The sequence below is a fragment of the Brevibacterium sp. MGP-B1 genome, assembly GCF_057766545.1.
In genome coordinates, this window is the sequence record NZ_CM173407.1 from 2,822,127 (window position 1) to 2,846,945 (window position 24,819).

The following is a 24,819-nucleotide window of genomic DNA, read 5'->3' on the forward strand; positions in this document are numbered from 1 at the left end:
GCTTAACTGTGTGGCGAGTCTGAGTCGTTTGGCTTCACCGCTGACAGTCTGAGCCGTCCGTTCATCGACAATCCCCCAACCGCCGCCGAGGTGGTTGGGGGATTGTCGTATTTCGTTGAGGGTGCGCGTTCGACCGTTTGGGCCCACCGCTGATCCGTCAGTGCCTCCGGGCTATAGGGCCGAAGCCGCGCAGACTCAGTAATGCGCCGCCTGCGCCCCGTGAACCTCACGGAGAAATACCAAGACATCACGCGGTTTCGCTTTGAGCTCCCTTAATACGCGATAGGTGACCTTCTCAAGCTTCCTCGGCTTGCCGATCGGTGCGTTCTGATGAGCGGTCGCGCCGCGGGCGGTGATCGTCACGAACAGGGCGTCAGGTAGCGGGTATTTCCTCCACTCGAACTCTCCCCCGATGTCGACGACGCCTGACCACGGCGTTGCGAACTGACTGAGGCGTCCGCCCGGTCTCCACCGTGAGGACTCCACGCCCCACCGCGAGATGACCAACTGTGGTCGCAAAAGGGGAAAGACGAACGTCCACAACACTGCGCCAGCGCCGAAGAGCACCAAGCCGACAGCGAAGACCACAAGGAGGAAGAAGGCCGGCCACCCGCCGAAGCCAGGGGACATCGGGTTCCAGGTCGAGGCGGGGGTGACGGTGAACGTGAGGATGATCGCTCCGACGAATAGCCAGCTGACGAGTGCAACCGCGAAAGTCTTGAACAGGTTCGTCCGCAGCACGACGCGTCCATCGCGCCGCATCGTTGCATGCCATTGTTCGATCCGCCGGCGATCGGCTTTGGCGATCTCCTTCTGCAGATCGGCGGTATGTCGCGGATTGTGCGGTCGAGTGCTCACATGTCGAGTCTAAGCCGAGGCGCCAGAGGCTCAGGAAAGCCACCCGCAGCTGCATTCACTGAGCCGCCCCCGTTTCCAACGCCGGGGTACCCCGCACCGTCAGCGGCATAACCACCTGGCAGTGGCGCTTCCTCTCGTGACGCAGGAATGTTCCGTGCATATACCCCCGAGCATCCCTCGCCGCTGCTGTCGCTAGGCACCGGTGGGAGCAAAACGCCGTCGCAGCGGCACGTTGCACCGTTGCAGCTGTAGGCACAGCAACTAAGGGCGAGGGATGGTGCTCTAGAGGTTGTACGTGACGCTACCGGTGAGTGATGGTCGCCCAAAAGCAGCTGCCGACGGCAAGCGATCGCCGCCCGAGCCGTCACGCGGTGAGCACCCAGAGAGCTCAAGCGAGCACTCCAGAAACGACACGTGGCCTGCACGGAGGCGTCAGGCGCCGTCGGAAGCGTCAAGCGCCGCCCGAGGTGTCAAGCGCCGTCGGAGGCGACAGGCGGTCGGCACTCGAAGTGTCAGGCGCCGTGGAGGGCCGGGACGATGAGGTAGACGCCGAGCAGCACGACTGCCCCGCAGATTCCGAAGACCGCCCAGTAGCCGACCGGCAGAGCCGAGCTGCTGCGGCCCTCCTCGACACGGTCGAGGTGCGCGGCGCGCATCCGCACTCCGACGGAGAACAGCGTGATGACGATGATGGCCGAGACCCATGTCGCGGCCGCAACGATGGCGAACGAACTCCACTCGATCATTTCGCGTCTCCCTTATCGCTCGCATCTGCCCGGCCGGCATCGGCTCCGGAAGCAGATCCGGTCGACGATGAACTCGTCTTCGCAGCCTCGGCGGGAACCGCCCCGTTCTTCTTCGCACCGCGGTGAGCACGGCGTTTCTCCTTCGCCGCCTGCTTCTCCGCCCAGGCCTCGTAGCGAGCTTCTCTCTTCTCCTGAGCACGCTTGCGGTTGCGGTCCTTGCGCAGCTTGCGCTTGCGGCCGCGGATGTTGACGGCTTCGCCGACGGTGTCGAAGTTCGAGATATCCGTCTCCTCGACCCGGCGGGAGCTGACGTAGATCCACAGCACCACGACCACGGCGATGACTGTGTCGACGACGACGCCGACCGTTCCCAGGTGAGCGATGCCGGCGGCGATGCCACCGACGATCGCGGCGGCCGGAATCGTCAGCAGCCAACCGGAGGCGATCCGACCGGCCGTCGACCACTGGACGTCAGCGCCCTTGCGACCCAGCCCCGAACCGAGCACGGAACCGGAGGCGACCTGCGTCGTCGACAGAGCGAAGCCGAGGTGGGAAGAGGCGAGGATGGCGGCCGCCGTCGACGTCTCGGCCGACAGTCCCTGAGCGGGCTTGACCGTCGTCAGCTTCGTGCCGAGGGTGTCGATGATGCGCCATCCGCCGACATAGGTGCCCAGCGCGATCGCCAGAGCACATGCGGTGATCACCCAGATATGGGGGCCGGTGCCGTGCTCCTGCAGGTTGGCGGAGACGAGCACGAGGGTGATGACGCCCATCGTCTTCTGCGCATCGTTCGTTCCATGCGCGAGCGCCACCAGCGAGGACGAGAAGATCTGCCCGTACTTGAACGGTGCTCGGCGAGCGGTCTTTCCCTCCTCGTTGCGGCGAGTGATCGCGTAGGCGATCTTCGTGCACAGATAGGCGCTGAACCCGGCGATGAGCGGGGCGGCCAGAGCCGGGATGACGACCTTGGACAGGAACACTCCGTAGTCGACGGAGTTGAGTCCGGCACCGACGATGGCCGCACCGATGAGGCCGCCGAAGAGTGCGTGGGATGAGGATGATGGCAGGCCGAAGCGCCATGTCGCCATGTTCCAGATGATGGCTCCGATGAGGCCGGCGAGGATGAAGTCGGGAGTGATCTGGACTCCCCCGCCGCCTTCCTTGATGATGCCGCCAGAGATGGTCTTGGCCACCTCGGTGGAGAGGAAGGCACCGACGAGGTTGAGGATCGCGGCAAGCGTGACTGCCGTCTTCGGTTTGATGGCCCCGGTTGCGATCGGTGTGGCCATGGCATTGGCCGTATCGTGAAAGCCATTGGTGAAGTCGAAGAACAGTGCCAGTGCGATGACGAGCACGACGACGAAGATGATTTCCACTAATCGACCTTGGGTGTAGACACTATTCGGACCGTGGATGATGCAGCTGACGGCCAGCCATCACTATCCCGCAGAAGTCTACCCACAGATTCAACCGCTCTTCACCCGCAATTCGACCCTACTCCACCTCGTTCACCTTTTGTTCACTTTTGACGTGCGCAAACGGGCCCCGCCCGGCTGAGAGTGCAATAGCACTCACATTCCGAACGGGGCCCGAAAACAGCAGTCCCTCGCCGAGGCGGCTCCTCGCCTCACGCAGTCATCCGCGGAAACCGTGGCCGACCCACCCGCGGAAACCGCGGCGGGACATCGCCGAGGCGACTCCTCCTTCACGCGGGACGAATCTACTCCGTGACGTACCGATCCGCGACGTCGAGTGCCCGATCCAGGGCGGCGAGTCCGAACCTGACGTCCTCATCCGGGGTGTTCAGCGGCGGCACGACGTGGATGCGGTTGAAGTTCGCGAACGGCAGCACGCCGTCGGCCTTGAGCGCTGCGATGACCTTGTTCATCTCCGGTGAGCTGACACCGTAGGCCGCCAGCGGCTCCTTCGTCGTCCGGTCCTTCACGAGCTCGACGGCCCAGAAGCAGCCGAGACCCCGGACATCACCAACCGAGGGGTGACGCTGCGCCATGTCCTGCAGAGCCGGACCGATGATGTCCTCGCCGAGGCGGTCCGCATTGGCGATCATCCCCTCATCCTCCATCGCGGTGATCGTCGCGACCGCTGCCGCGCAGGCGAGCGGATGTCCCGAGTAGGTCAGTCCGCCCGGGTAGGCCCGATCGCGGAAGGTCTCGAAGATCGCGTCCGAGATCGCGACTCCGCCGAGCGGGACGTATCCGGAGTTCACGCCTTTGGCGAAGGTGATGAGGTCCGGGGTGACGTCCCAGTGGTCGACGGCGAACCAGCGACCGGTGCGGCCGAACCCGGCCATCACCTCGTCGGCGATGAAGACGATCCCGTACTTCGCCGTCAGCTCGCGCACGCCTGCGAGGTAGCCGGCCGGCGGGGCGTAGATCCCCGCGGTGCCCGGAACGGTTTCGAGGATGAGGGCCGCGATGTTGCCGGGCCCCTCGAGGGTGATCATGTCCTCGAGGTGGGCCAGCGCCCGCTGCGTCTCCTCGGCCTCGGACGGTGAGTTGAAGTACGACCGGTAGGGGTAGGCGGGCATGAAGTGGACGATGCCCTCAGCGGAATAGTCGTTGGCGAACCTGCGCGGGTCGCCGGTGACGTTGACGGCCAGCTGCGTGCCGCCGTGGTAGCTGCGGTAGGCCGAGAGCACCTTCGTCCGACCGGTGTGCAGACGGGCCATCCGGATCGCGTGCTCGTTCGCATCCGCTCCCCCGTTCGTGAAGAACACGTGGTCGAGGTCGCCCGGGGTGCGTTCGGTGATGAGTCGGGCCGCCTCGGAGCGGGCGTCGTTGACGTGCTGCGGCGCGATCGTGCACAGGCGGCCGGCCTGCTCCTGGATGGCCGCAACGACGGCCGGGTGTTGATGGCCGATATTCGTGTTGACCAGCTGCGAAGACATGTCGAGCAGCTTTCGGCCCTCACCGTCCCAGACGTAGGGACCTTCGGCGTCGACGATCGTCATCGGCTGGAACGGCCCCTGAGCCTGCCAGGAGTGGAAGACGTGCGCACGGTCGAATTCGTGGGCACGTCGCCCGGCCTCGATCTGCTGCGCATCGATCCGATCAGCGCCCGAGCGATCAGCGTCGAGGTGCGATTCGGTGAGCTGGGAATCTGCGGTGGTGGTCATTTCTGCTCCTTCGCCGAGGTGGTTCGTCGTTGAGAGAACGTCCGCCCCTGGTCGGGGCGGACGTCCGTGGTGGTGTGTTCAGTCGTTGGTGGGGAAGCCGAGGTTGAGTCCGCCGTGGCTGGGATCGAGCCAGCGTGAGGTCACGACCTTCCCGCGGGTGAAGAAGTGGACGCCTTCGTCGCCGTAGGCGTGGGTGTCGCCGAACAGCGAGTTCTTCCACCCGCCGAAGGAGTAGTAGCCCACGGGAACGGGGATCGGGACGTTGATGCCGACCATGCCGACCTCGACCTCGTTCTCGTATCGGCGGGCAGCACCGCCGTCGTTGGTGAAGATCGCGGTGCCGTTGCCGTAGGGGTTGGAGTTGATGAGGTCGATGCCTTCGTCGTAGCCGGGGACGCGGACGACGGCGAGGACGGGTCCGAAGATCTCATCGGTGTAGATCGACATGTCGGGGGTGACGTCATCGAAGAGGGTCGGGTTGAGGAAGAATCCCTCGGCCGGGGTGTTCTCGCGGCCGTCGAGGACGACGGTGGCTCCCGCCTCGGCGCCGGCATCGATGTAGCCGGCAACCTTGTCGCGGTGGGCGGCGGTGACCAGCGGTCCCATATCGGGCTCGGTCGCCCCGTCACCCACGCGCAGGGTGCGGGTGCGCTCGGCGATCTTCGCGACCAGGTCATCGGCGATGGAGTCGACAGCGACGACCACGGAGATCGCCATGCAGCGTTCACCTGCGGCGCCGTAGCCGGCGTTGACGGCGGCGTCGGCGGCGAGGTCGAGGTCCGCATCGGGCAGGACGAGCATATGGTTCTTCGCTCCACCGAGCGCCTGGACGCGTTTGCCGGCGGCGGTGCCGTTCTCGTAGACGTATTTTGCGATCGGGGTCGACCCGACGAACGACACCGAGGCGACCTCGGGGCTCTCGAGGATTGTGTCGACGGCTTCCTTGTCACCGTGGACGACGTTGAACACGCCATCGGGCAGCCCGGCTTCCTTCCACAGCTCGGCGAGCCAGTTCGCGGCCGACGGATCCTTCTCCGAGGGCTTGAGCACGACGGTGTTTCCGGTCGCGATGGCCACGGGGAAGAACCACATCGGGACCATGGCCGGGAAGTTGAAGGGAGAGATGATCGCGGAAACGCCGATCGGCTGGCGCAGGGAGTGGACGTCGATGTTCGTCGAGGCGTTCTCCGTATGACCGCCGCGCAGGTGGCCGGCGATGCCGCACGCGAATTCGACGACCTCCTGGCCGCGGGCGACCTCGCCGAGGGCGTCGGAGACGACCTTGCCGTGTTCGGCGGTGATGATCTCGGCCAGTTCCTGCTTCCGAGAGTTGAGCAGTTCGCGGAAGTTGAAGAGGACAGCGGTCCGCTTGGCCAGGGACGTGTCGCGCCAGGCGGGGAACGCGGCGGAGGCCGCGGCGATCGCCGATTCCACGGTGGCCTTCGACCCCAGGGCCACCTGGCCGCTGACCACTCCGGTGGCCGGGTTCGTGATATCGCCGAGGCGGGTGTCGGTGTCCGCGGTGACGGTCCGTCCGTTGATCCAATGGGAGAGCGTTGGCATGAAGGGTCCTTCTGCGTCGTCGGTTCGTCGGTTGAGTCCATCCTCTGTCCGCTTTGCCGATCTCGGAAGTGTCAGAGTGTCAGAATCTTCACCCTCGGCTTTACACTGTGTCAATGGACACTGCACGGGAGTCGAGCGGGGCATCGCTGAGCATCGCCGGTCTGCTCGAGTTCGAGGAGATCAAGGCTGCAGAGCCTGCGGTACTTGCCGGCGAGGCAGGCCTCGACCGGGCGATCCGCTGGGTCCACATCGCCGATTCCGAGCATGTCGAGCGCTTCCTCGAGGGTGGTGAACTCGTGTTGACCACCGCCACGGCCTTCCGCCATTCGCCTGAGGCGATGACGGAGTTCCTCGACCAGCTCGAGCGCGCAGGTGCCGCTGGGACGATCATCGAACTCGTCGATGAGAACTCGACACACGATGAGCAGGCACGCGAGATCGCGGCCGCGGCCGCCTCGGCGAGGGGACTGCCTGTCATCGTCCTGCCGCGTCGGGTGAAGTTCGTCAGGATCACCGAGCTCGCACACCGCAGCCTTCTCGCACAGCAGATATCGCGGCTCGAGCATGCCCGGGAGATCCACGAGACGTACACGCAGCTGAGCCTCGATCGGGCCGTGGCGCAGACGATCGTCGATCGTACGGCCGAGCTGTTGGGCACTGCGGTGGTCCTCGAGGATGTGTCCCATCGGGTTCTCGCTCATTCCGGCCGTGGTTCGCGGGCTCTCGCGCAGAAGTGGGTCGATCTCGTCAGCGGTGCGAGTACGACACCCGGCGGTCACGCGCCGTCGCAGTGGCGGCAGACGCCGGTGGGGCTGCGTTCTCGCCGGTGGGGTCGGCTCGTCGTACCCGGCGCCGCCGAGTCCGTCGCCGATCTCGAGCAGGTCATCGAACGTGCGGGTGAAGCCCTGACGCTGACTCGAATGGCCGATCGCGATGAGCAGGATCTGCTGCTGCAGGCCCAAAGCGGCCTGATCCGAGAGATCACGGACTCAGAGGGCATCGACGAGCGTTCGGCAAGGGAGCGCGCCCGCTCTCTGGGATTCACTCCTGCGGAAGGAGCCGAGCTCACCCCAGTGGTCGTCCGCATCGATCGTGAGGCCGACACCGATCCGACTCGGGTGCAGCTGCAGGAGCGCGGCCTGACGCAGGAGATCGCCTCTGCCGCCTCACGCCTCAATCTGTGTCTGCTCATGACGAGCCTGCAGTCAGGCGTGTTCGGGTTCGTTGTGGGGCCCGGTCACGGGAGAAACCGACGATCGCAGCCGAGTCTGCGCGGTGCGGAGGAAGCCGATGAACGGCTCACCCGTCTGCTCGCCGAGCTCGATGGGCTTGCTGCGAGCTGGGTGGTCGGGGTCGGCCGTGGCAGCACTTCTCTGCTGCGCGCTGTCGCCGGTTTCGAAGCCGCTTCTCACGTCGCCGAGGTCGCGTCGACGCTCGATGTGCGTGAGCGTGCGTTCTACCGCTCCTCGGACGTGCGCATCCGCGGGCTGCTGTCTCTGCTGGCCGAGGACTCCCGGCTGCGTGCCTTCGCCGAGGGAGAGCTGGGGCCGCTGCTCGGCGAAGACAGGCGTCGGGACGGCGTTCTGCCGTCGACCGCGGACTCCGCAGACGACGGACTGCTCGACTTCCTTGAGCTCTACCTCTCCCATGGCGGCAACAAGTCCGCGATGGCGCGGGCCGGGCACCTGTCCCGACCCGCGCTCTACGCACGGATCAATCGTCTGCAGGACCGCCTCGGCGTCTCACTCGACGATGCGGAGTCACGCACGGCACTGCACGTGGCGCTGCTGTGGTGGCGGATGTACGGCTGAGGACCGTACTCGACGGAGTCGGCGAATCCCGCCAGCGGGGTCGTGTGCCGTTCGGGACAGAGCAGGCGCCTCAGGCCACTCGTTCGAAATCACCGGCGTGCAGCTTCTGCCAGTAGTCGTCAAAGTCTCCGCGAATGACCTTCGCGAGGAGGTAGAGGCCGATGCCGTTGCAGATCGCCGGCAGGAAGAACACCGAATCGGTGAAGACGATGACCGGGCCCAGCGACACCGATGCTCCGATGACGGTGAAGCAGAGGAAGACGATCTTGTAGACGTTCTCCGCGGACTTGCGATCGCCGAAGAGGTAGCCGAATCCTTTCATTCCGTAGAAAGTGTTGCTCAGCACCGTGGAGAAGGCGAAGAGGACGACGGCCACGGCGAGCACATAAGGGAACCAATCGGCGACTGTCGCAAAGGACTGCGAAGTCAGGGTGACGCCGCTGACGGTATCCGGGTCGGCCGTCTTCCAGACTCCGGTGATGACGACGACGAGCGAAGTCATCGTGCACACGATCACGGTATCGACGAAGGGCTCGAGCGAGGCGACGAAGCCTTCGGTCTGCGGACGGTTCGTCCGTACGGTCGAGTGCGCGATGGGAGCATCGCCCACGCCTGCCGAATTCGAGTACGCCGCCCGCTGGAAGCCGACGATGAGCGATCCGATGACTCCTCCGGCAACACCTTGCGGGTTGAAGGCGCCGGCTAGGATCTCGCCGATCGCCTGTGGGATCGCAGTGAAGTTCACGGCGAGGACGACGAGGCAGCCGACGATGTACAGGACAGCCATCGCTGGGACGAGGACTCCGGTGACCTTGGCCAGGGACTGGATACCGCCGATGATGACGAGTCCGGTGATGAGGGCCAGGATGACCCCGAGCAGCCAGCGGTTGTCCGACAGCCATGTGCCGAAGGTTCCGGTGCCGGAGACCTCGACGAGCTGGGCGACGGCCTGGTTCGTCTGGAAGGCATTGGTGCCCAGAGCTGCAATCATCATGAAGAACGCCCAGAGTGCGGCGAGGATCTTGCCCAGCCGGGCCTTGCCGAGCTCGGCAAGGCCGTCCCGGAGGTAGTACATCGGCCCGCCCGAGGTGGTTCCATCGGCGTGGACGCGGCGGTATTTGACCGCGAGGAAGCACTCGGCCATCTTCGTCGACATCGCGAAGAATCCTGCGACGATGAGCCAGAAGGCCGCGCCTGGTCCGCCGATACTGATCGCGACGGCCACACCGGCAATGTTGCCCAAGCCCACTGTCGAGGACAGCGCGGTGGCCAGGGCCTGGAAATGACTGACTTCGCCGACCGCATCGGCCGTGGTGTAGCGCCCGCGGACGAGGTCGATGGCGTGCTTCATCCCGCGGACGTTGAGGAACTTCAGCCACAGCGTGAAGAACACTCCGAGCGCCACGAGCCAGAGCACGATGATCGGGACTTCGGTGCCGAAGAGCGGCAGCGGGAAGAACACGACCGACTCGACCGCCTCGGCGAAGGGTCGGAAATACTGCTCGAGGAACGCATCGATCCCCGCGGGAGGAACACTGGAGGCCTGTATCACGGGACCACCACCACCGGCACAGGTGCGTGGCGGACGAGACGGTCAACGGTGGAGCCGAAGATCGCGTTTCGCAGATGGGACTCTCCGGTGCGGGCGACGACGAGCATGTCATAGTCACCGCTGTCGGCCAGATCGGTCAGCACCTCTGACGGTCGCCCGTGCAGGACTTTGGACACGAGTTCGATCTTGTTCAGGTGCCCTTCGACCTCGGCCCATTCGGCGATCGGGTCGAGTGTCTCCGCTTTCGCGCGCTCCCGCTCGAGGACGACCTGTCCGGGACGCGCTTCGTTCTCGACAGTGGTCGGAAACGCGAACTTCGACCAGTAGACGACGTGTGCGATGGCGACTCGGCCTCCGGTCAGTGCCGCACGCTCGATGGCGAATCGAGCCGCGCGGACCGAGTCCTGACTGTGGTCGACTCCGACCAGTATCGATTCCATGTTCACTCCCTGTCTCTTCGTCGAACACTGACGACGGCAAGTGCTGCCGACGTCCAGGTCAAGGAACCGGTAGACAGTTTGTCATACAATCAATTTGAAGGCGAGAGGAATCTGCAATGCGGAGGAATCACCCAGCATCCACCCGGCCACCACAGAGCGAGCACGTACTCGACCACACCGAGGGACTGCACTCTTCGAGCCTCGGCCTCGGTCGGATCTGAACAGGTCGTCGATATTTCAGGCAGCAGAAGGGGGAAGATACCCTGCGTCCGAATGCCACAAGCAGCCATTCGCGACACCACCCGACGCGAACGGTCGATCGATCGAGAGCTCGATCAGGGCGCGTCCAGGCGGGCCGGGATCGATGCCGGAACAATTTACTATTGTCCTACAATTGAACGTATTCGGCGATGGCGATCCAATGCCCGGGCGGCGCGGAGGTGACCGGTGGCCCACCTCACCGCCTTCGCCGACTCACCGTTGCACGCCAGCCCGTCGTCGATTTCGCGAGAGAACCTGATTGACTCGATTGGCACACTGCGTGCTGCAGAATCTCCGTGATTGGTTCTTCGTCAGATCAAGCACCAGTTTCGAACACCCAGCGGCCTCGCATACAGAGATCCGATGCATCTCGTCCCCACGGATGAGGTCGAACATCGCCATTGCCGCTTCAGTGCGAATCCGATCAGTCAACGACCTCTGCACCGGCACGGCATGAACATGCCAGTCCTGCCCGTCATGCTTCGTCAGCTGTGGAATCGCACGCGTATTGCGCAGCCAACGATTCGCCATCGCCGCCCCATTCTTCACGTCTGCGGTGAGGAGACTGCGCACTGGCCCACGCAGCGCCCGCACCGCGTCGAGCTCTCCCGGACTGCCCGCGTGCGGACCGGAGAATCCGAACTCCTCATAGAAATCCTGCAGCTGCGCTTGCGTGACCAGCCGATCCGGCGGGCCGACACTGTTGGCAAGCGTCACCATCGCTCGAAGACTGAACCTCGCATCCGTCGTGAGCACCATTCCTCCAGACTGTGCCGAAATCGCTCCCTGTCATAGTCTAACGTCCCAGTAGACCTTGACCGAAGTTCGCAGTGCCGCTGAGAGTGGAACAGGCCAACACGAACGATAAGGAGACCACCGTGACTCAAACCATGACCACGAACACACCCGGCAGCGAGAACAACGAGGCGAACACCGCCATCTTCGAACACCTGGAGACGAACTGCCGTGCGTACTGCCGCGACATTCCGTCCGTCTTCACGACCGCCCGGGGCTCAGTCGTGACCACGGAGGACGGAGCTGAGTATCTTGACTTCTTCGCCGGTGCCGGAGCATTGAACTACGGACACAATCATCCAGACATGACCGCAGCGATCATCGAGCATGTCCACCACAACGGGATTCTCCACGGACTCGATCTTCACACCTCGGCGAAGCGGGAGTTCCTCGAGACGATCGAGTCCGGCCTGTTGGTCCCGCGTGGACTCGATTACAAGGTTCAGTTCACCGGCCCCACGGGCACTGACGCCAATGAAGCCGCCCTCAAGCTCGCACAGCTGACGACGAAACGACGGGGAATCGTCGCCTTTCGCGGCTCGTACCACGGAATGTCGGTTGGTGCCCTGTCCGTCAGCGGCAGCAATCGTCTCCGTGCCGCAGGCGGACAGCTCTTCCATGAGGTCACCTTCGTCCCCTATGAATCGGGACCCGATGGCGACTTCGACTCGATCGACTATCTCGAGCGTCAGTTCGCTGACCCGAGTGGTGGAGCAGAATTGCCGGCCGCCGTCATCGTCGAAGGAGTCCAGATCCAAGCGGGCGTCTACGCTGCCTCAGCCGAATGGCTGGGCGGACTTCGCGAATGGACTCAGCGCAACGGTGTCCTCCTCATCGTCGATGAAGTCCAGACCGGGTGTGGTCGCACTGGCCGGTTCTTCTCCTTCGAAGACTCCGGAGTCGTGCCCGACATCGTCACCACAGCGAAATCGATCGGAGGATCCGGATTGCCGTTGGCGCTGATCATGTTCCGCAGAGAACTCGACGCCTGGAGCCCCGGCGACCACACTGGCACCTTTCGCGGCAACCAACTCGCGTTCGTCACCGGACGGATCGCTCTCCAGCTGTGGCAAGATCAAGGATTCCTCGACCTCATCGACGACAACTCCGCAGCACTCGCCGACTCTCTCGCCCGGATCGCCGAGGACCCGGCGGTAGTCGCTTGCCGACAGCACGGTCTCATCGCAGGAATCGACTTCGGCACCGACGGGACGGCCAACGCTGCAGAATTCCAGCAGGCCGCCCTCAGGCGGGGAGTCATCGTCGAACGATGCGGTCGCTACAGCGAAGTCGTGAAACTGATGCCACCCATCAACACACCGACGTCACAGCTGACCGAGGGTCTGCGACGGCTCGAGAGCTGCCACTCCTGAGCACGAACGCTCCCCCTCGAACGCCCCGTCACCGCCTGCGGATCACGCCAACAGAGCGCGAATCGTGTCGGTGACGGGGATTCCGCGTTCGGCCGCCTCGGCGCGATTGGCATAGCGACGATCACCGGGCTGACGATCCATGCCTGCGTCGCGGAGCATGTCGACGAATTCGCGGACGCGGCTCAGATAGGCGTCGTTGCCGCCGCGTTCGGGGTCGATGACGATGAAGAGCTGACCGGTCCGGAAGGTGTGGGCGCCCTCGGGAGCCTCCGCGTCGACCTCATAGGTGAAGGCACCGCCGGTCAGCCCTGCCGCGAGCGTTTCGATCATGAACGACAGCAGCGCACCCTTGTGCCCGCCGATCGGGCGGATGCCGCCGCCGTCGAGGATGGCGTTCGGATCCGTGGTGTCCGCGCCGGTCGAGTCGACCCCGGTCCCGACCGGAACGTCCTGGCCTTCTGCCCGCAGCAGCTGCAGATCCCCGTGGGACATCGACGACGTGGAGAAGTCGAAGACGATCGGGTCCGCGTCAGCCACGGGTGTGGCGAAACCGAACGGATTGGTACTGAAGACCGGACGAGTGGCCCCCTCGGGGACAACGGCGAGCTTGCCGCTGGCAATCATCCCCATCGCCACCCGACCGTCGCGTGCAAATGCCTCGAGGTCGGGCCACAGGGCACTGAAGTGATGGGTGTTGCGCAGAGCGATGACGGCGACACCGGTGTCGTCGAGCGCCTTGTCGATCGTCGGCCCCGCCTCGGCGAGTGCAGGTTGAGCGAAACCATTGTGACCGTCGATGCGGATATAGGAAGGGCCGACGACGTCGATGCTCGCTTCTGCTGCCCCATCTGCCCAGCCTCGATTCAATGAATCGAGATAGCCGGCGACCCTGAAGACTCCGTGGCTGAGAGTGCCGTCGCGTTCGCAGGTGGCACAGTTGGTCGCCAGCACTTCGGCGACTGATGGAGAGGCACCGGCTCCGATGAGCTCGGCTCTGATCGCATCGACGAGAGCATCAAAGGAGATCGCATCGGCAGCTGAGGCCTCATCGGCCGCGCCGTCCATTCCGCTGGCATTCATTCAAGCACCCTTCCCAAGTCGCCACACATATCGTTGATTGTCTGACAAAGCGCCGACACATTCGGGGCAGCGCCGTCAATATAACTGTTCTGCGACAAATTGTCCCATACGTGTCGCAAATCACGAACACTCGCTATAAAGTGAATTGTATGACACTTGACGGTCAGAGGTGTCGCTTCGCACCGACGCGGAGTCCCGTCGATACATCCGGCACCCCGGTCCGGTGACCGTACCGGGGCATGACAAAGAGAGACAACGATGTCCAAAACCAGTCAGATCATCATCGCCATCGTCGGGGTCATAGTCCTCGCACTCGTCGGCGGATACTTCGGAGCCGGCTTCCGCTCGGGCTCCGGAGCCGGCGGCACCGAAAATGGTGCGTGGATCCAGAAGATCAAAGATCAAGGCGAACTGCGGGTCGGGATCGCGTCTGCTCCCCCGATGACCGGTGAGCAGAAGAACGGGAAGATGGGCGGGCCGAATGTTCTGCCGCTGCAGAACCTCGCCAAAGAGATGGGCGTGAAATTCACCCCGGTGGCCGCCGAGTGGTCGAAGATGGTCTCCGGCCTCCAAGCCGACCGTTTCGACGTCGGTGCGTATCTCGACGCCACCTCTGAGAGGTCACTGGCCATTCAGTTCACCGATCCCGTCTACACCTATGAGGGAGTCTGGATCGTCAAGGCCGACTCCGGCCTCAAGTCCACCGAGGACATCGTCGATTCGGGCAAGGGCGTCGCGGTGGCCACCGGCACATCCTATGAGCGCCGGGTCGAGGACCTCGGCGTGGACATCGTCAACGCCGAAGCGATTCCGCAGTCGATCACGGCGATGGAAGCCGGTCGTGCAGTCGCCGCTTTCGGAGATCTCCCGACTCTCGCCGATGCCGCTCAGAAGAACAAGTCCCTGAAGATCGTGCGTCCGAAGCCGGTCATCTTCAAGAGCGATTCGAACTACGGAGTCAGCCCCGACATCGACAACCGTTCGCTGCAGGTCATCAACATCGCGATTCAGAACGCGAAGAACGACGGTTCCTTCCAAGCCGCTCTCGACAAGGCCGGAGTGGTTGACCCCAACGACCTCGGCGATCTTGAGATGAAGTGATCAGCAGGTTCGACGAGGAGTCATCATGAATTACCAATTCGACTGGACCGTCGTCACGAGCAACTTCCCCCGACTGCTCGATGGTCTGGTGCTCACCCTCGAGATCGCTGTCATCGTCATCGCTTTGAGCATGATCTTGGCGATCCCGGTGGCCTTCCTGCGGATGTCGAACATCGAAGTGGTGCGCTGGCTGGCCCAGCTCTACATCGAGATCTTCCGCTGCACGCCGCTGCTCGTCCAGCTGTTCTGGGTCTACTACGCCCTTCCGACGCTGACCGGCATCACCATCCCCGGGACGATCTCGGCCGTCATCGCTCTCACCCTCAACCTCACCGCCTTTATGGCCGAGGCCTATCGAAGCGGGTTCCAGGCGGTACCGCCCGAACAGGTCGAGGCGGGAAAGATGCTCCGGCTCTCCAGGTTCCAACAGATTCGGTACATCATCGTGCCGCAGGCACTCAAACAGCAGCTGCCCGTCATCCTCTCGCTCAACATCTCGCTGTTCAAGGACACGGCTCTGGTCTCGACCATCGCCGTCGCCGATCTCATGTTCACGGCGAACAAGATCTCGACCGAGTCGTACCGGGCTCTTGAGATCCTCACCGTGGCCGCGCTGATGTACTTCGTCATCGCGTTCCCGGCATCGCTCATCCTCAGCAAGATCGAACGGAATCTCATGGTCGGCAGCAGTGTCAGGAAGAAGAAGGGACTCGCAGTGCAGATGATGCCCGGCGGGAAAGTGAAGGTGAAGCCGTGAACGACACCACAGCTGCAAACGTGGGTTCGGCTCCGAGCGACAGCAGTCAGCCGAACAGCTCTCGTGCCAACGCCGGTCGAGCGATCTCCGCGAACATCGGCGATGTGCTCGTCTCCTGTCGTGGTCTGCGCAAGAGCTTCGGCGAGCGGGAGGTGATGAAGAGCATCGATTTCGACATGCGAGCGGGTGATATCACCGTCATCATCGGTCGTTCCGGTTCCGGAAAGTCGACTCTGCTCCGAGCGATCGCAGGGCTCACCGACCCGGACGACGGGGAGATGACCTTCGACGGGGAGGTGGTCTTCTCAGACCAGAAGCGAACACCAGCCTGGAAGCAGGTCGATTCCCATGTGGGCATGATCTTCCAGAGCTACACCTTGTGGCCGCATATGGATGTGCTCAAGAACCTCACACTGGCTCCGAGGAAGCGCCTCGGCATGGCCGAAAGCGAAGCTCTCGAGCGCGCTAAGAAGGCACTTGCCGAGGTGGGGATGTCCGATCACATCCGGTCGAAGCCTGTCCAGCTCTCCGGCGGCGAGCGTCAGCGCGTGGCGATCGCCAGAGCGTTGATGATGCAGCCGAAGCTGCTGCTCTGCGACGAGATCACTTCGGCGCTCGATCCACCGGTCGCCGCCGAGGTCCTCGATGTCCTCCGCCGGCTCAAGGAGGAGGAGGGCATCGCGGTCGCGCTGGTCACTCACGACATGGCCTTCGCCTCGAAGGCTGCGGACCGTGTGGTGTTCTTCCACGAGGGGGAGATCGCGGTGAATGCCACTCCGGACGAGGCGTTCAACCACACCGAAGATCCCGAACTGAAAAAGTTCGTCGAAGCGGTGCGGTTCTGAACAGACGACGGAGGCCCCCGGGACAATTCAGTCCCGGGGGCCTCCGTCGTCACAGCCTGGCAGAGCGTTCCAGCCGCGCTGGTCAGTGAAGAGTCGAGGTCACCGCACGTAGTCCGCACCAGTGACGTCGATGGTCGAACCGGTGAGGTGGCGAGCTCGACCCGAGGCGAGGAAGGCGACGAGCTCGGCCACGTCCTCAGGCGGGGTGACTTCGCGCAGGGGCAGCCCCGCCAGCACCTCGTCCGAGACGGCGCCGGCCGCCAGTCCCGTATCGACCCAGCCTGGAGCGATGGCGTAGGCACAGACGCCGAGGTGGCCATACCCGCGCGCAATTCCCTTCGTCAGGCTGAGCAGACCGGCCTTGGCCGCACCATAGGCGAGGTGTTCGGCATCGTCTCCGCGATGGGCGGAGCGGCTCGTCATGTTGATGATCGCTCCCCCACCTTGTTCGCGGAACGCCAGCAGCGCCTCTCGGCAGAGGTCGGCTGCAGAGATGAGGTTGAGCTGCATGTTCGCGTCCCATCCCGCTGCCCACGCATCCGTCCCATCGGCTCGCCCAGCGTCGTCCTCGAGCGGCGAGGCGATCCAGGCCCCGGCATTGTTGACCACGGTGTCGACTTCGCCCATCGCCGAGGATGCTGCGGACCAGACATGGGCCGCGGCTTCCCGGTCGGACAGGTCACCGTGGACGAGGTGGACCCGATTACCGAGTTCGGCGGCGAGCGCCTCGGCGCCGGATCGGTCGGAATTGAAATGGACAGCCACCTCAGCGCCGTCCCGGTGCATGGCACGGGCGATCGCGGCTCCGATTCCCTTCGACGCTCCGGTGACGAGGATGCGCCGACCGGTCAATGGCGACTCGCTCATGATCCCACCTGCTGAGCTCCGGCAATCTCGATCGCGGCACCGGAGATGAACGATGCCCGGTCGCTGAGCAGGAAGGTCGTGAGTTCGGCGACCTCGCTGGGCCGGCCCAGACGCCCCAGGGGGATCGTCGAGGCCAGGTCGGATTCGGCAATCCCGTTGTCATCGAGCTTCTGTTGCAGCATCGGGGTGAGGATCTCCCCGGGGCAGATCGAGTTCGCCCGGACGCCCCGGGAGCCGAAGTCCACGGCGAGACTTCGAGTCAGCGACGCGACTGCGGCCTTCGAGCTGTTGTAGGCGATATGGCCGACAGCCGGCTGCAGTCCCCACTGCGAGGCGATGTTGACGATCGCACCTGACTCGGCAGCGATGAGCGAAGGCAGGGCAGCCTGGCACAGTCGCATCACTGCGTCGACGTTGACCCCGAAAGTCACCGCCCAGTCGTCGTCATCGATCTCGAGCAGGTCGCCACGGCGCATCACTCCGGCGCAGTTGACCAGTCCGTCGATCTCTCCGAAGCTCTCGTTCACTTCCGCGACGAGGTCTGCGCAGGCCCGCGGCTCGGCGAGGTCCGCAATGAACGGGGTGATCGACTCGGCAGGGATATCTGCCTCGGGGCTGATCGCGGCTTCGACCCGATCGACCGCTGCGACGCGGGCACCCTGCCGAGCACAGGCGACGGCGATGGCCGAACCGATGCCGCCGGCAGCACCGGTGACGATGATTCGTCGACCTTGCAGTTCCATGTTCTCTCCTCAGTCTTCGTCTGCGAATTCCGCCGCGCTCGTTCCGCCGTTCCAGATGTCGCCGACGGTGAAGCCGACCGGGAACGGATCATCGGCCTCGCGCACGAGCTGCTGGAATCCTGTGATCCATCCGCGTCCTGTGATCGATGGAGTGACTGCCGCCTGTCCTCCGATTTCGGTCTCCTCCTTCACCACTGCAGTGAAGGTCGTGCCCATCATCGATTCGTGGACGAATCGCTGACCGACGGGCAGTTCGCCGCGGGCGTGCTTGGCCGCCACTCGACCGCTCGTCCCGGTGCCGCAGGGCGAGCGGTCGAGGGTCCCGGTCCACGTGGTCGGATCGTCGAGGTCGACGATGCCGGTGGGCAGGACGACCGCATTGCGTCCGTCGGTGCCCGCTGTTCGGGCGGGCCCGTGGATCATCGGAAGACCGATCGAGTCGATCTCCGGGATGAGCGGGTGCTGCACGTCAAAGGTCTCATTTGCGGCCTGCCGCATCACGCTGGCTGCCCGGATGATCTCCTTGGCATTGCCCGGATCAAGATCCACGCCGAGGTTGTCCGCCGCAGTCTGTACGTAGAACTGACCGCCGAAGACGATGTCGACGGGGATCGTCCCGTACCCAGGCACCTCGAGAGGCAGGTCGAGTCCGTGGACGAAAGCCGGGACATTGTCGAAGGTCACCGATTTCGCTCGGCCGGCCTCCACTTCGGCTCGGACCGTGACGACACCGGCGGCGGTGTCGACCCGCAGTTCGGTGACCGGTTCGCTGACATCGACGGACCCGGTCTCGATCAGCGCCGTGACGGTGCAGATGAGGTTCGATCCGGACATCGGCTTGAACCCGCCCTGCTCCATGACGAGCATTCCGAAATCGCAGCTCGGATCCGTCGCAGGCACGACGATCGGCGAGCACAGGCCGGGATAGCCGCGGGGTTCGTGGAGGATGAGGTTCCGGAAGTCGTCGAGGTGCTCTTCGCAGTATCGGAGCTTCTCGGCCATCGTCGCACCTTTGACCCGCAGTCCCGAGCCGATGAGCACGCGGCCGGGTTCGCCGGCCGCGTGGACATCGACGGCCTGGATGAGCTGTCTGTTCTTCACGTTTCCTCGTCTCTGTGCGGGTCTCAGCCCACGACCTCGACACCGGCATTGCGGAGCAGTCCACGGAATTCTTCGACGAACTCCTCGGCCAAGGGCAGGATGGGCGAGCGGGTCGGGCCAGCGTCGACGCCGACGAGTGCCGTACCTGTCTTGATGGCGCCAGCATAGTTGTGCGACTCGAGGAAGACACAGATCGGATTGATCTTCTCCCACAGTTCCCGTCCTCGGTCGAGGTCCTTGGCGACGGCGACCGCCTCATAGAGCTCGGCGCACAGGCCGGGGATGACGCTCGCGGCTCCCCAGACTCCCGCTTCTGCGCCCAGGGCGAAGGCGGCGAAGGTCAGTGTGTCCCATCCGTTGAGCGCCTGGATGTCATCGGCCTGGCCGTATCGGACTTCGGTGTACTTCGGGAAGTCTCCGCCGGTGTCCTTGTAGCTGGTCACTCCGGTGCGACGGCCGAGTTCGCCCAACTGTTCGGCGCTGAGTTCCACCCCGGTCGCGGCCGGGATGTTGTAGTACATGATCGGGATGTCGACAGCCTCGGTGACGGCCGCGTAGTGGGCGATGAGCGCGTCGAAATCGGGGGCATCGTAGAACGGAGGGACGATCATCACTGCGTCGGCGCCGGCGTCCTTCGCATCACGGGTGAGTTCGATCGTCTCAGCAGTGCTCAGAGCCCCGGTGCCGGCGACGACGGGTACGCGCCCGGCCGCTGCTTCGACATAGGCCCGGTTCGATGCCTTGCGCTCATCGATGGTCAGGGAGGTGAATTCTCCGGTGGATCCGCCGGGCACGAGTCCGTGGACTCCTCCTCCGACGATGTGGTCGACCTGGCGGCGGATTCCCTCGACATCGACGGCGGATCCATCGGCGGTGAAGGGAGTGACGACGGCGGCGAGGACGCCGGTGAACTGCTGTGTGGTCATTGGTCTTTCCTACTCTGTTCGGGATTGTGTGGTGCTGGATTCGGGTGATGCAGGGTTTGGGCACTGACGGCAGCGACGTCGCCGAGGAGGCGGCCGGGCCAGTAGTCAGAACCGGTTCGGTGACACCCGCGCGAGAAGGTCGTCAGGCAGTGTCGAGCTTCCGTCTGTCATGAGTCCCGCGAGCAGCCGGGCAGATCCCGGTGCCAGTGTCAGGCCGAGCATCGAATGTCCGGAGTTGATATAGGCATTGCTCACGGATTCGACCCGACCGATGACGGGAAGCCCGTCCGGGGTCATGGGACGAGATCCTGCCCACGGGGTCTGCTCGCCTGCGCCCTCACCCCAGTCGCGGAATGCCTCCTGCGCGGAGCGGCGGATGGCGCCGACTCGCACGTCATTGACGCGGTCGTCCTTGCTGCCGAATTCCATGGTTCCGGCCAGCCGGAGCATGCCGTCCAACGGAGTGACTGCGACTCGGGCGTCTTCGAGGGTCAGCGATGTGCGCAGCTTGATCGGGGCCGGTGAGTAATCGATGCTGTAGCCCTTGCCCGAATAGATCGGGATCTTCTGACCGAGTTCGGCCGCCATGGTCCCAGCTGGGACGCCCGCCGCGATGACGAGCGCGTCGGTGCTGATCACCTCGGCGTCTGCGGTGACAACGGCAGTCACAGCATCGCCGGAGCGGACGAAGCGTCCGACACTAGTGTTCTCTCGTACAACGACGCCAAGCTCGGAGAGTTTCGCGAGAAGGCCGGCGGTCAGGGAATCGGGTTCGATCTGCCGGTCGGCAGAGAAGAAGAGACCGTGGCGGATGCGGTCGCTCAGGGCCGGTTCGGCCTCGCGGACCTCGTCATCGTGAAGTCGCTGAGGTCGGTGGCCTGCGGCCTCGAACGCGGGCAGGCTGGCACAGTGCTCGTCGAAACGCTCCCGCGTCTCGAAGGCGAGCAGCACACCGCGGTCGTGCATTTCGAAGTCGATGCCTTGAATCTGGTACTCGTCGAAGAGGTCGTTCGCGTCCTCACCGAGGCGGAGGTGAAGATCGAGCCCGGCGTCGAAGTCACGCGCGTTGCAGTGCGTGGCCATCCGCAGCAGGAACTTGAGGTAGCCGGGCGCCAGCGACGGCCGGATCGACAGTGGGCTGTCGGGCTTGAGCATCCACCTGATCCCTTGGAGCAGGACTCCTGGTGCCGGAACAGGGCTGCTCTCGGCGATGGCGATCTTCGCGGCGTTTCCGTGGGAGGCGCCTGCACCGCAGCGTCCGGCTTCGATGACCGTGACCTCATGGCCGCGCAGAGCCAGCTCATAGGCGGTGGTCAGCCCGACCACGCCTCCTCCGACGACGACAGTCCTCATCCGGTTCCCTCCATTGGTGTCCTGGCTGTCATCCAGCCACACTGCCTACGTCATTATTGTATGACAATCTCTTGAAGAATACGCTACGCACAGTTCACAGCCGCGTCAATCCCTCTTACCTCTGTGAATGATGGGCATTATTCGGGTGACTCCCGTGCACCTCGGAAGACGACTGGCGGCCGGCGTCCGCCCGGCGGCGAAGAGCATGCGGTGGTGATCAACCTGAGCGCAGGAGGGTTTCCTCGGTGGAGTATGCGCGAGCTGGCGCCGAACCATTCGTCAGTAAGGAGATAAGGAACGGGAGGAAAAGGCCGCGGATCGCCGAGGCAGGAAACGGGCGATCGCGCAGTCAGGAGTCAGTCTTTGTCGGCGGCTCCGGAGACCAGGAGTGCGAGTTCCTGTGCACTGTCCATCGTGTGGACGTCGAGCGCGGTGCGGATGCGGTCGCGGTCGCCGCTGCGGATCGCGCGCATCAGTGCCGCATGGATGGCGTGGGCGCGCCCGGAATCTCGTCGGGTGAACTGATCATAGGCGAGGATGATCGTCATCTGAGCCTCGACTACCGGCCAGATGCGCATGAGCAGATAGTTGTCCGCGGCTTCCCAGATGCCGCGGTGGAAACGGACGTGAGCCTCATGGACGGCGAGTGGGTCGGCTTCACTGCTTTCGCTTTCGAAGCGCTTCCAGATCTCCTCGAGGCGAGCCATCCGCCGCCCCGTGCGATCATCGAGGATCTCGTCGATGGCTTCGGTGTCGAGGGCGACTCGGACGCGAGCGATCTCGAGCATCGATTCGACCTCGATGTTCGCCACACGCAGGCCCCGGTAGGCCTCTTGGATGAGGAAACCGTCGCGGGCCATCTGATTGAGCGCCTCGCGTGCAGTAGGACGGCTGACCTCGAGCGATGAGGTCAGATCGGCCTCGATGATCCTCTGACCGGGAGTGAGTTCCCCGAGAACGATGCGGCGTTTGATCTCGTCGATGACACGCTGCCGGCGCTCGGTGTTCGACGCAGGACGGCGCGACGGGGCGCGTTCTGTCGCGCCTCTCTCTGTCTCCAGCGGCTCCACTCTTCGACTGCTTTCTCGATAAGGCTGTTCCGGCTTCGGGCTGGTCTCGCCTCAGGAGAACGGCTCGACTCATCCGATCTGACTGTTCGTACACATTGTCTGACCGCCCGGTCTCAATTGTACTGAACCCGCGGTCGAAGGGACGGGAGCCGACGGATTCGCCCCGGCGCCGAGGCTGACAGCCTCAACGACGCCGAGGCGCTTCGCCGCCGTCAGAAGAGCCTGCAGATCGGGCGTGCAATGCCCTTTCGGCAGGAGACCGAACGACTCAGACCGTCAGGATCCGACCGGTGACGTTGCCTTCGACGGAGCGCACGAATGCGTTCGCCACGGCTTCGTCCGTCACCGGAGTCATGCCGGCGAAGGCGTCATGATAATGCGGTGAGTTCGCGAGGACGTTCGGGCTGACCGCGTTGATGCGGATGCCGCGCGGAAGCTCGGGCGCCGCAGACACGACGAATGATTCGACTGCACCGTTGGCCATGGCCGCGGCGGCTGCCGTCGGAATGGGCTCGCGGCTCAGCACTCCGGTGACGAAGGTGATCGACCCGCCGTCGCTGAGGTGGTCGAGACCCTGAGTGACGAACTCGATCTGACCGAGTGCCTTCGAGGTGAATGCCGCGCTGTAGTCATCTCGGGTGAGTTCGGTGACCGGCTTGAACGCCGCGGAACCGACGGCGACGACGATGGCGTCGACCGTGCCGACCGACCGCAGCAGGTTCGAGATCGATGAGGCATCCGATGTGTCGACTCCAGGGTCGGTCGACCTGGTGGCGCTGATGACCTCATGACCGCGCTTCTCGAATTCGTCGCGTGCCACGCCTCCGACGTGGCCGCCGGATCCCACCAACAGAATCTTCATCCTGACCTCCTTGCTCGTTTCGGACGGTTCATCAACCGGGCGGTCGATGCGATGCTTTGTCAGACATTGATCTATTGACTGACAATCCTGAGTGTAGGGGAAGCCTGGTAGTTCGACCACCCCTGTGCCCGGTCAGGGCGCACGCTGCCGACCGAGCGGCGGCCGCCGGAGGCTATTTCGCGATGAAGTGGAGGCGCTTATTCACGAACTCACCCATCCCGATCGGACCCATCTCACGACCGAAACCAGACCGCTTCACCCCACCGAACGGCAACTCAGCCGCCTCCGCCGCAATCGTGTTCACATGCGTCATCCCCACCTCGAGACGAGCAGCCACACGATCAGCACGCGCCTCATCAGTCGAGAACACAGACCCACCCAAACCAAGGGCACAATCATTGGCCAACTCGAGAGCTTCCTCGTCGCTGGAGACCTTGAAGACAGTCGCCACCGGTCCGAAGAGCTCCTCACCATACGACTCGGAATCCCGGGGCACATCAACCAACACAGTCGGCGAATAGTACGCAGCCGGGCCCTCGCCCAGCTCACCACCGACGAGCACCCGAGCCCCCTCAGCAACGGCTTTCTTCACCTGCGCATCAACGGTCTCCGCGGCGGCACAACTCGACAACGGCACATACTCACCCTCACCCAGATTCAGCGGATCCCCCGGAGCGAGTCCGGTCCCCAACTTCACGAGTTCGGCAACGAAGTCGTCATAGATGTCGTCCATAACGATGAGGCGTTTGTTCGAGTTGCACACCTGTCCGGCGTTATACGTCCGAAACTCCCACGCCTCACGCGCCACCGCCGCCACATCGTCGGCGTCGAGAACAACCATCGGATCGATCCCGCCGAGTTCGAGCACGGCCTTCTTCAGGTTCTGACCGGCCTGGGCACCGATGATCGCGCCCGCCCGCTCCGACCCGGTCAGGGACACACCCTGAACCCGAGGGTCAGCGATGAGCGCAGCGATCTGATCATGAGTGGCAAACAGGTGGGAGTATCCGCCGGCGGGGACCCCGGCGGCGTGGAAGATCTCCTCGATCAACAGTGCCGACCGTCCACAGATGTCGGCATGTTTGAGCATGATCGTATTGCCCAGCACCAGATTCGGGGCCGCGAACCGGGCCACTTGGTAGTAGGGGAAGTTCCACGGCATCACACCGAGCAGGGCACCGACCGGCAGGGATTCGATGCGTGCGGTACCGGGGATGGTCGACGGGATCTGATAATCCGTGACCAGACTGGGTCCGTGGACGCCGTAGTAGTCGATGATGTCGGCGGCGAACTCGACCTCGTCAACGGACTCGGCATACGACTTGCCCATCTCGACCGAGATCGTTCTGGCGAGTTCGTCCTTGCGTTCATGGAAGATCTCCGCCGCCCGACGCACAATCGACGCCCGCTCCTGAATGTCGGTGTCCTTCCACGTCAGGTACGTGGAGTGGGCGGCAGTCACTGTGGATTCGATCTCGGCATTCGTTGCCTCGGGGAAGGTCTCGACGATCTCGCCCGTGGCGGGATTCTGAACACGATAGTTCGACATTGAATTCGGCTCCTTCGGAAGTCATGGCGT

The 24,819-nt window shown here is 64.1% G+C and carries 22 protein-coding genes; 5 read left to right on the forward strand and 17 right to left on the reverse strand.

Annotated elements, in window-relative coordinates:
- Positions 1 to 195: 195 nt before the first annotated feature.
- The 5 genes from AC3CD9_RS12890 to AC3CD9_RS12910 all read right to left on the reverse strand — a co-directional run bounded on the left by AC3CD9_RS12890 (position 196) and on the right by AC3CD9_RS12910 (position 6,303).
- Positions 196 to 858, reverse strand: coding sequence for a hypothetical protein (locus AC3CD9_RS12890; RefSeq protein WP_488364239.1), 663 nt, complete (start codon positions 856 to 858; stop codon positions 196 to 198).
- Positions 859 to 1,370: 512 nt separating this feature from the next.
- On the reverse strand, positions 1,371 to 1,604 hold the full coding sequence (locus tag AC3CD9_RS12895) for a hypothetical protein (RefSeq protein WP_172171696.1): 234 nt from the start codon (positions 1,602 to 1,604) through the stop codon (positions 1,371 to 1,373).
- Complete coding sequence (locus AC3CD9_RS12900) at positions 1,601 to 2,980, reverse strand: inorganic phosphate transporter (protein WP_488364241.1); 1,380 nt, start codon at positions 2,978 to 2,980, stop codon at positions 1,601 to 1,603. Before AC3CD9_RS12900 ends, AC3CD9_RS12895 begins: the two co-directional genes overlap by 4 nt.
- A gap of 344 nt (positions 2,981 to 3,324) precedes the next feature.
- Positions 3,325 to 4,740: an aminotransferase class III-fold pyridoxal phosphate-dependent enzyme gene (locus tag AC3CD9_RS12905; protein ID WP_488364242.1), complete on the reverse strand. Its 1,416-nt coding sequence runs from the start codon at positions 4,738 to 4,740 to the stop codon at positions 3,325 to 3,327.
- Between the two features lie 78 nt (positions 4,741 to 4,818).
- Complete coding sequence (locus tag AC3CD9_RS12910) at positions 4,819 to 6,303, reverse strand: CoA-acylating methylmalonate-semialdehyde dehydrogenase (RefSeq protein ID WP_488364243.1); 1,485 nt, start codon at positions 6,301 to 6,303, stop codon at positions 4,819 to 4,821.
- Positions 6,304 to 6,416: 113 nt separating this feature from the next.
- On the opposite strand from AC3CD9_RS12910, the gene AC3CD9_RS12915 reads away from it, so the two are divergent.
- Complete coding sequence (locus tag AC3CD9_RS12915) at positions 6,417 to 8,114, forward strand: PucR family transcriptional regulator (protein ID WP_488364245.1); 1,698 nt, start codon at positions 6,417 to 6,419, stop codon at positions 8,112 to 8,114.
- A gap of 70 nt (positions 8,115 to 8,184) precedes the next feature.
- Here AC3CD9_RS12915 and AC3CD9_RS12920 read toward each other — a convergent pair whose 3' ends face one another.
- The 3 genes from AC3CD9_RS12920 to AC3CD9_RS12930 all read right to left on the reverse strand — a co-directional run bounded on the left by AC3CD9_RS12920 (position 8,185) and on the right by AC3CD9_RS12930 (position 11,126).
- Complete coding sequence (locus AC3CD9_RS12920; protein WP_488364246.1) at positions 8,185 to 9,666, reverse strand: alanine/glycine:cation symporter family protein; 1,482 nt, start codon at positions 9,664 to 9,666, stop codon at positions 8,185 to 8,187.
- Positions 9,663 to 10,106 (reverse strand): universal stress protein, encoded by a 444-nt coding sequence (locus AC3CD9_RS12925; RefSeq protein ID WP_488364247.1) that lies wholly within the window; start codon positions 10,104 to 10,106, stop codon positions 9,663 to 9,665. The genes AC3CD9_RS12920 and AC3CD9_RS12925 overlap by 4 nt, the downstream gene beginning before the upstream one ends.
- Positions 10,107 to 10,580: 474 nt before the next feature.
- A complete protein-coding gene (locus tag AC3CD9_RS12930) occupies positions 10,581 to 11,126 on the reverse strand; it encodes a CGNR zinc finger domain-containing protein (RefSeq protein WP_488364249.1) in 546 nt (181 codons plus the stop codon).
- Between the two features lie 119 nt (positions 11,127 to 11,245).
- On the opposite strand from AC3CD9_RS12930, the gene AC3CD9_RS12935 reads away from it, so the two are divergent.
- Positions 11,246 to 12,535 carry a diaminobutyrate--2-oxoglutarate transaminase gene (locus AC3CD9_RS12935; protein WP_488364250.1) on the forward strand — a complete coding sequence of 430 codons (1,290 nt, stop codon included), beginning with the start codon at positions 11,246 to 11,248 and terminating at the stop codon, positions 12,533 to 12,535.
- A 42-nt stretch (positions 12,536 to 12,577) separates the two neighbouring features.
- On the opposite strand, the gene AC3CD9_RS12940 is transcribed toward AC3CD9_RS12935, so the two are convergent.
- The gene (locus AC3CD9_RS12940) at positions 12,578 to 13,615 is read right to left on the reverse strand and encodes an Ldh family oxidoreductase (RefSeq protein ID WP_488364251.1); all 1,038 of its coding nucleotides are present in this window, start codon (positions 13,613 to 13,615) and stop codon (positions 12,578 to 12,580) included.
- Between the two features lie 258 nt (positions 13,616 to 13,873).
- Between AC3CD9_RS12940 and AC3CD9_RS12945 the strand changes: the two genes are divergently transcribed.
- The 3 genes from AC3CD9_RS12945 to AC3CD9_RS12955 are packed head-to-tail and all read left to right on the forward strand — an operon-like array spanning position 13,874 to position 16,318.
- The gene (locus AC3CD9_RS12945; RefSeq protein ID WP_488364252.1) at positions 13,874 to 14,716 is read left to right on the forward strand and encodes a substrate-binding periplasmic protein; all 843 of its coding nucleotides are present in this window, start codon (positions 13,874 to 13,876) and stop codon (positions 14,714 to 14,716) included.
- Positions 14,717 to 14,741: 25 nt separating this feature from the next.
- Positions 14,742 to 15,473, forward strand: a complete 732-nt coding sequence (locus tag AC3CD9_RS12950; RefSeq protein WP_420097605.1) for an amino acid ABC transporter permease — start codon at positions 14,742 to 14,744, stop codon at positions 15,471 to 15,473.
- Complete coding sequence (locus tag AC3CD9_RS12955) at positions 15,470 to 16,318, forward strand: amino acid ABC transporter ATP-binding protein (RefSeq protein WP_488364254.1); 849 nt, start codon at positions 15,470 to 15,472, stop codon at positions 16,316 to 16,318. The genes AC3CD9_RS12950 and AC3CD9_RS12955 overlap by 4 nt, the downstream gene beginning before the upstream one ends.
- A gap of 99 nt (positions 16,319 to 16,417) precedes the next feature.
- On the opposite strand, the gene AC3CD9_RS12960 is transcribed toward AC3CD9_RS12955, so the two are convergent.
- The 8 genes from AC3CD9_RS12960 to AC3CD9_RS12995 form a co-directional block, all read right to left on the reverse strand.
- On the reverse strand, positions 16,418 to 17,185 hold the full coding sequence (locus tag AC3CD9_RS12960) for an SDR family NAD(P)-dependent oxidoreductase (RefSeq protein WP_488364255.1): 768 nt from the start codon (positions 17,183 to 17,185) through the stop codon (positions 16,418 to 16,420).
- Entirely contained in the window at positions 17,182 to 17,928 is a 747-nt protein-coding gene (locus tag AC3CD9_RS12965) for an SDR family NAD(P)-dependent oxidoreductase (protein WP_488364256.1), read from the reverse strand. The genes AC3CD9_RS12960 and AC3CD9_RS12965 overlap by 4 nt, the downstream gene beginning before the upstream one ends.
- A 9-nt stretch (positions 17,929 to 17,937) precedes the next feature.
- Complete coding sequence (locus AC3CD9_RS12970; protein ID WP_488364257.1) at positions 17,938 to 19,029, reverse strand: proline racemase family protein; 1,092 nt, start codon at positions 19,027 to 19,029, stop codon at positions 17,938 to 17,940.
- Between the two features lie 23 nt (positions 19,030 to 19,052).
- The gene (locus AC3CD9_RS12975) at positions 19,053 to 19,955 is read right to left on the reverse strand and encodes a dihydrodipicolinate synthase family protein (RefSeq protein WP_488364258.1); all 903 of its coding nucleotides are present in this window, start codon (positions 19,953 to 19,955) and stop codon (positions 19,053 to 19,055) included.
- A 105-nt stretch (positions 19,956 to 20,060) separates the two neighbouring features.
- Entirely contained in the window at positions 20,061 to 21,308 is a 1,248-nt protein-coding gene (locus tag AC3CD9_RS12980; protein ID WP_488364259.1) for an NAD(P)/FAD-dependent oxidoreductase, read from the reverse strand.
- 356 nt (positions 21,309 to 21,664) lie between these two features.
- Complete coding sequence (locus AC3CD9_RS12985; RefSeq protein WP_488364260.1) at positions 21,665 to 22,378, reverse strand: GntR family transcriptional regulator; 714 nt, start codon at positions 22,376 to 22,378, stop codon at positions 21,665 to 21,667.
- A 268-nt stretch (positions 22,379 to 22,646) separates the two neighbouring features.
- The gene (locus AC3CD9_RS12990; RefSeq protein ID WP_488364261.1) at positions 22,647 to 23,240 is read right to left on the reverse strand and encodes a short chain dehydrogenase; all 594 of its coding nucleotides are present in this window, start codon (positions 23,238 to 23,240) and stop codon (positions 22,647 to 22,649) included.
- A 172-nt stretch (positions 23,241 to 23,412) separates the two neighbouring features.
- Positions 23,413 to 24,789 (reverse strand): NAD-dependent succinate-semialdehyde dehydrogenase, encoded by a 1,377-nt coding sequence (locus AC3CD9_RS12995; protein WP_488364262.1) that lies wholly within the window; start codon positions 24,787 to 24,789, stop codon positions 23,413 to 23,415.
- Positions 24,790 to 24,819 lie beyond the last annotated feature (30 nt).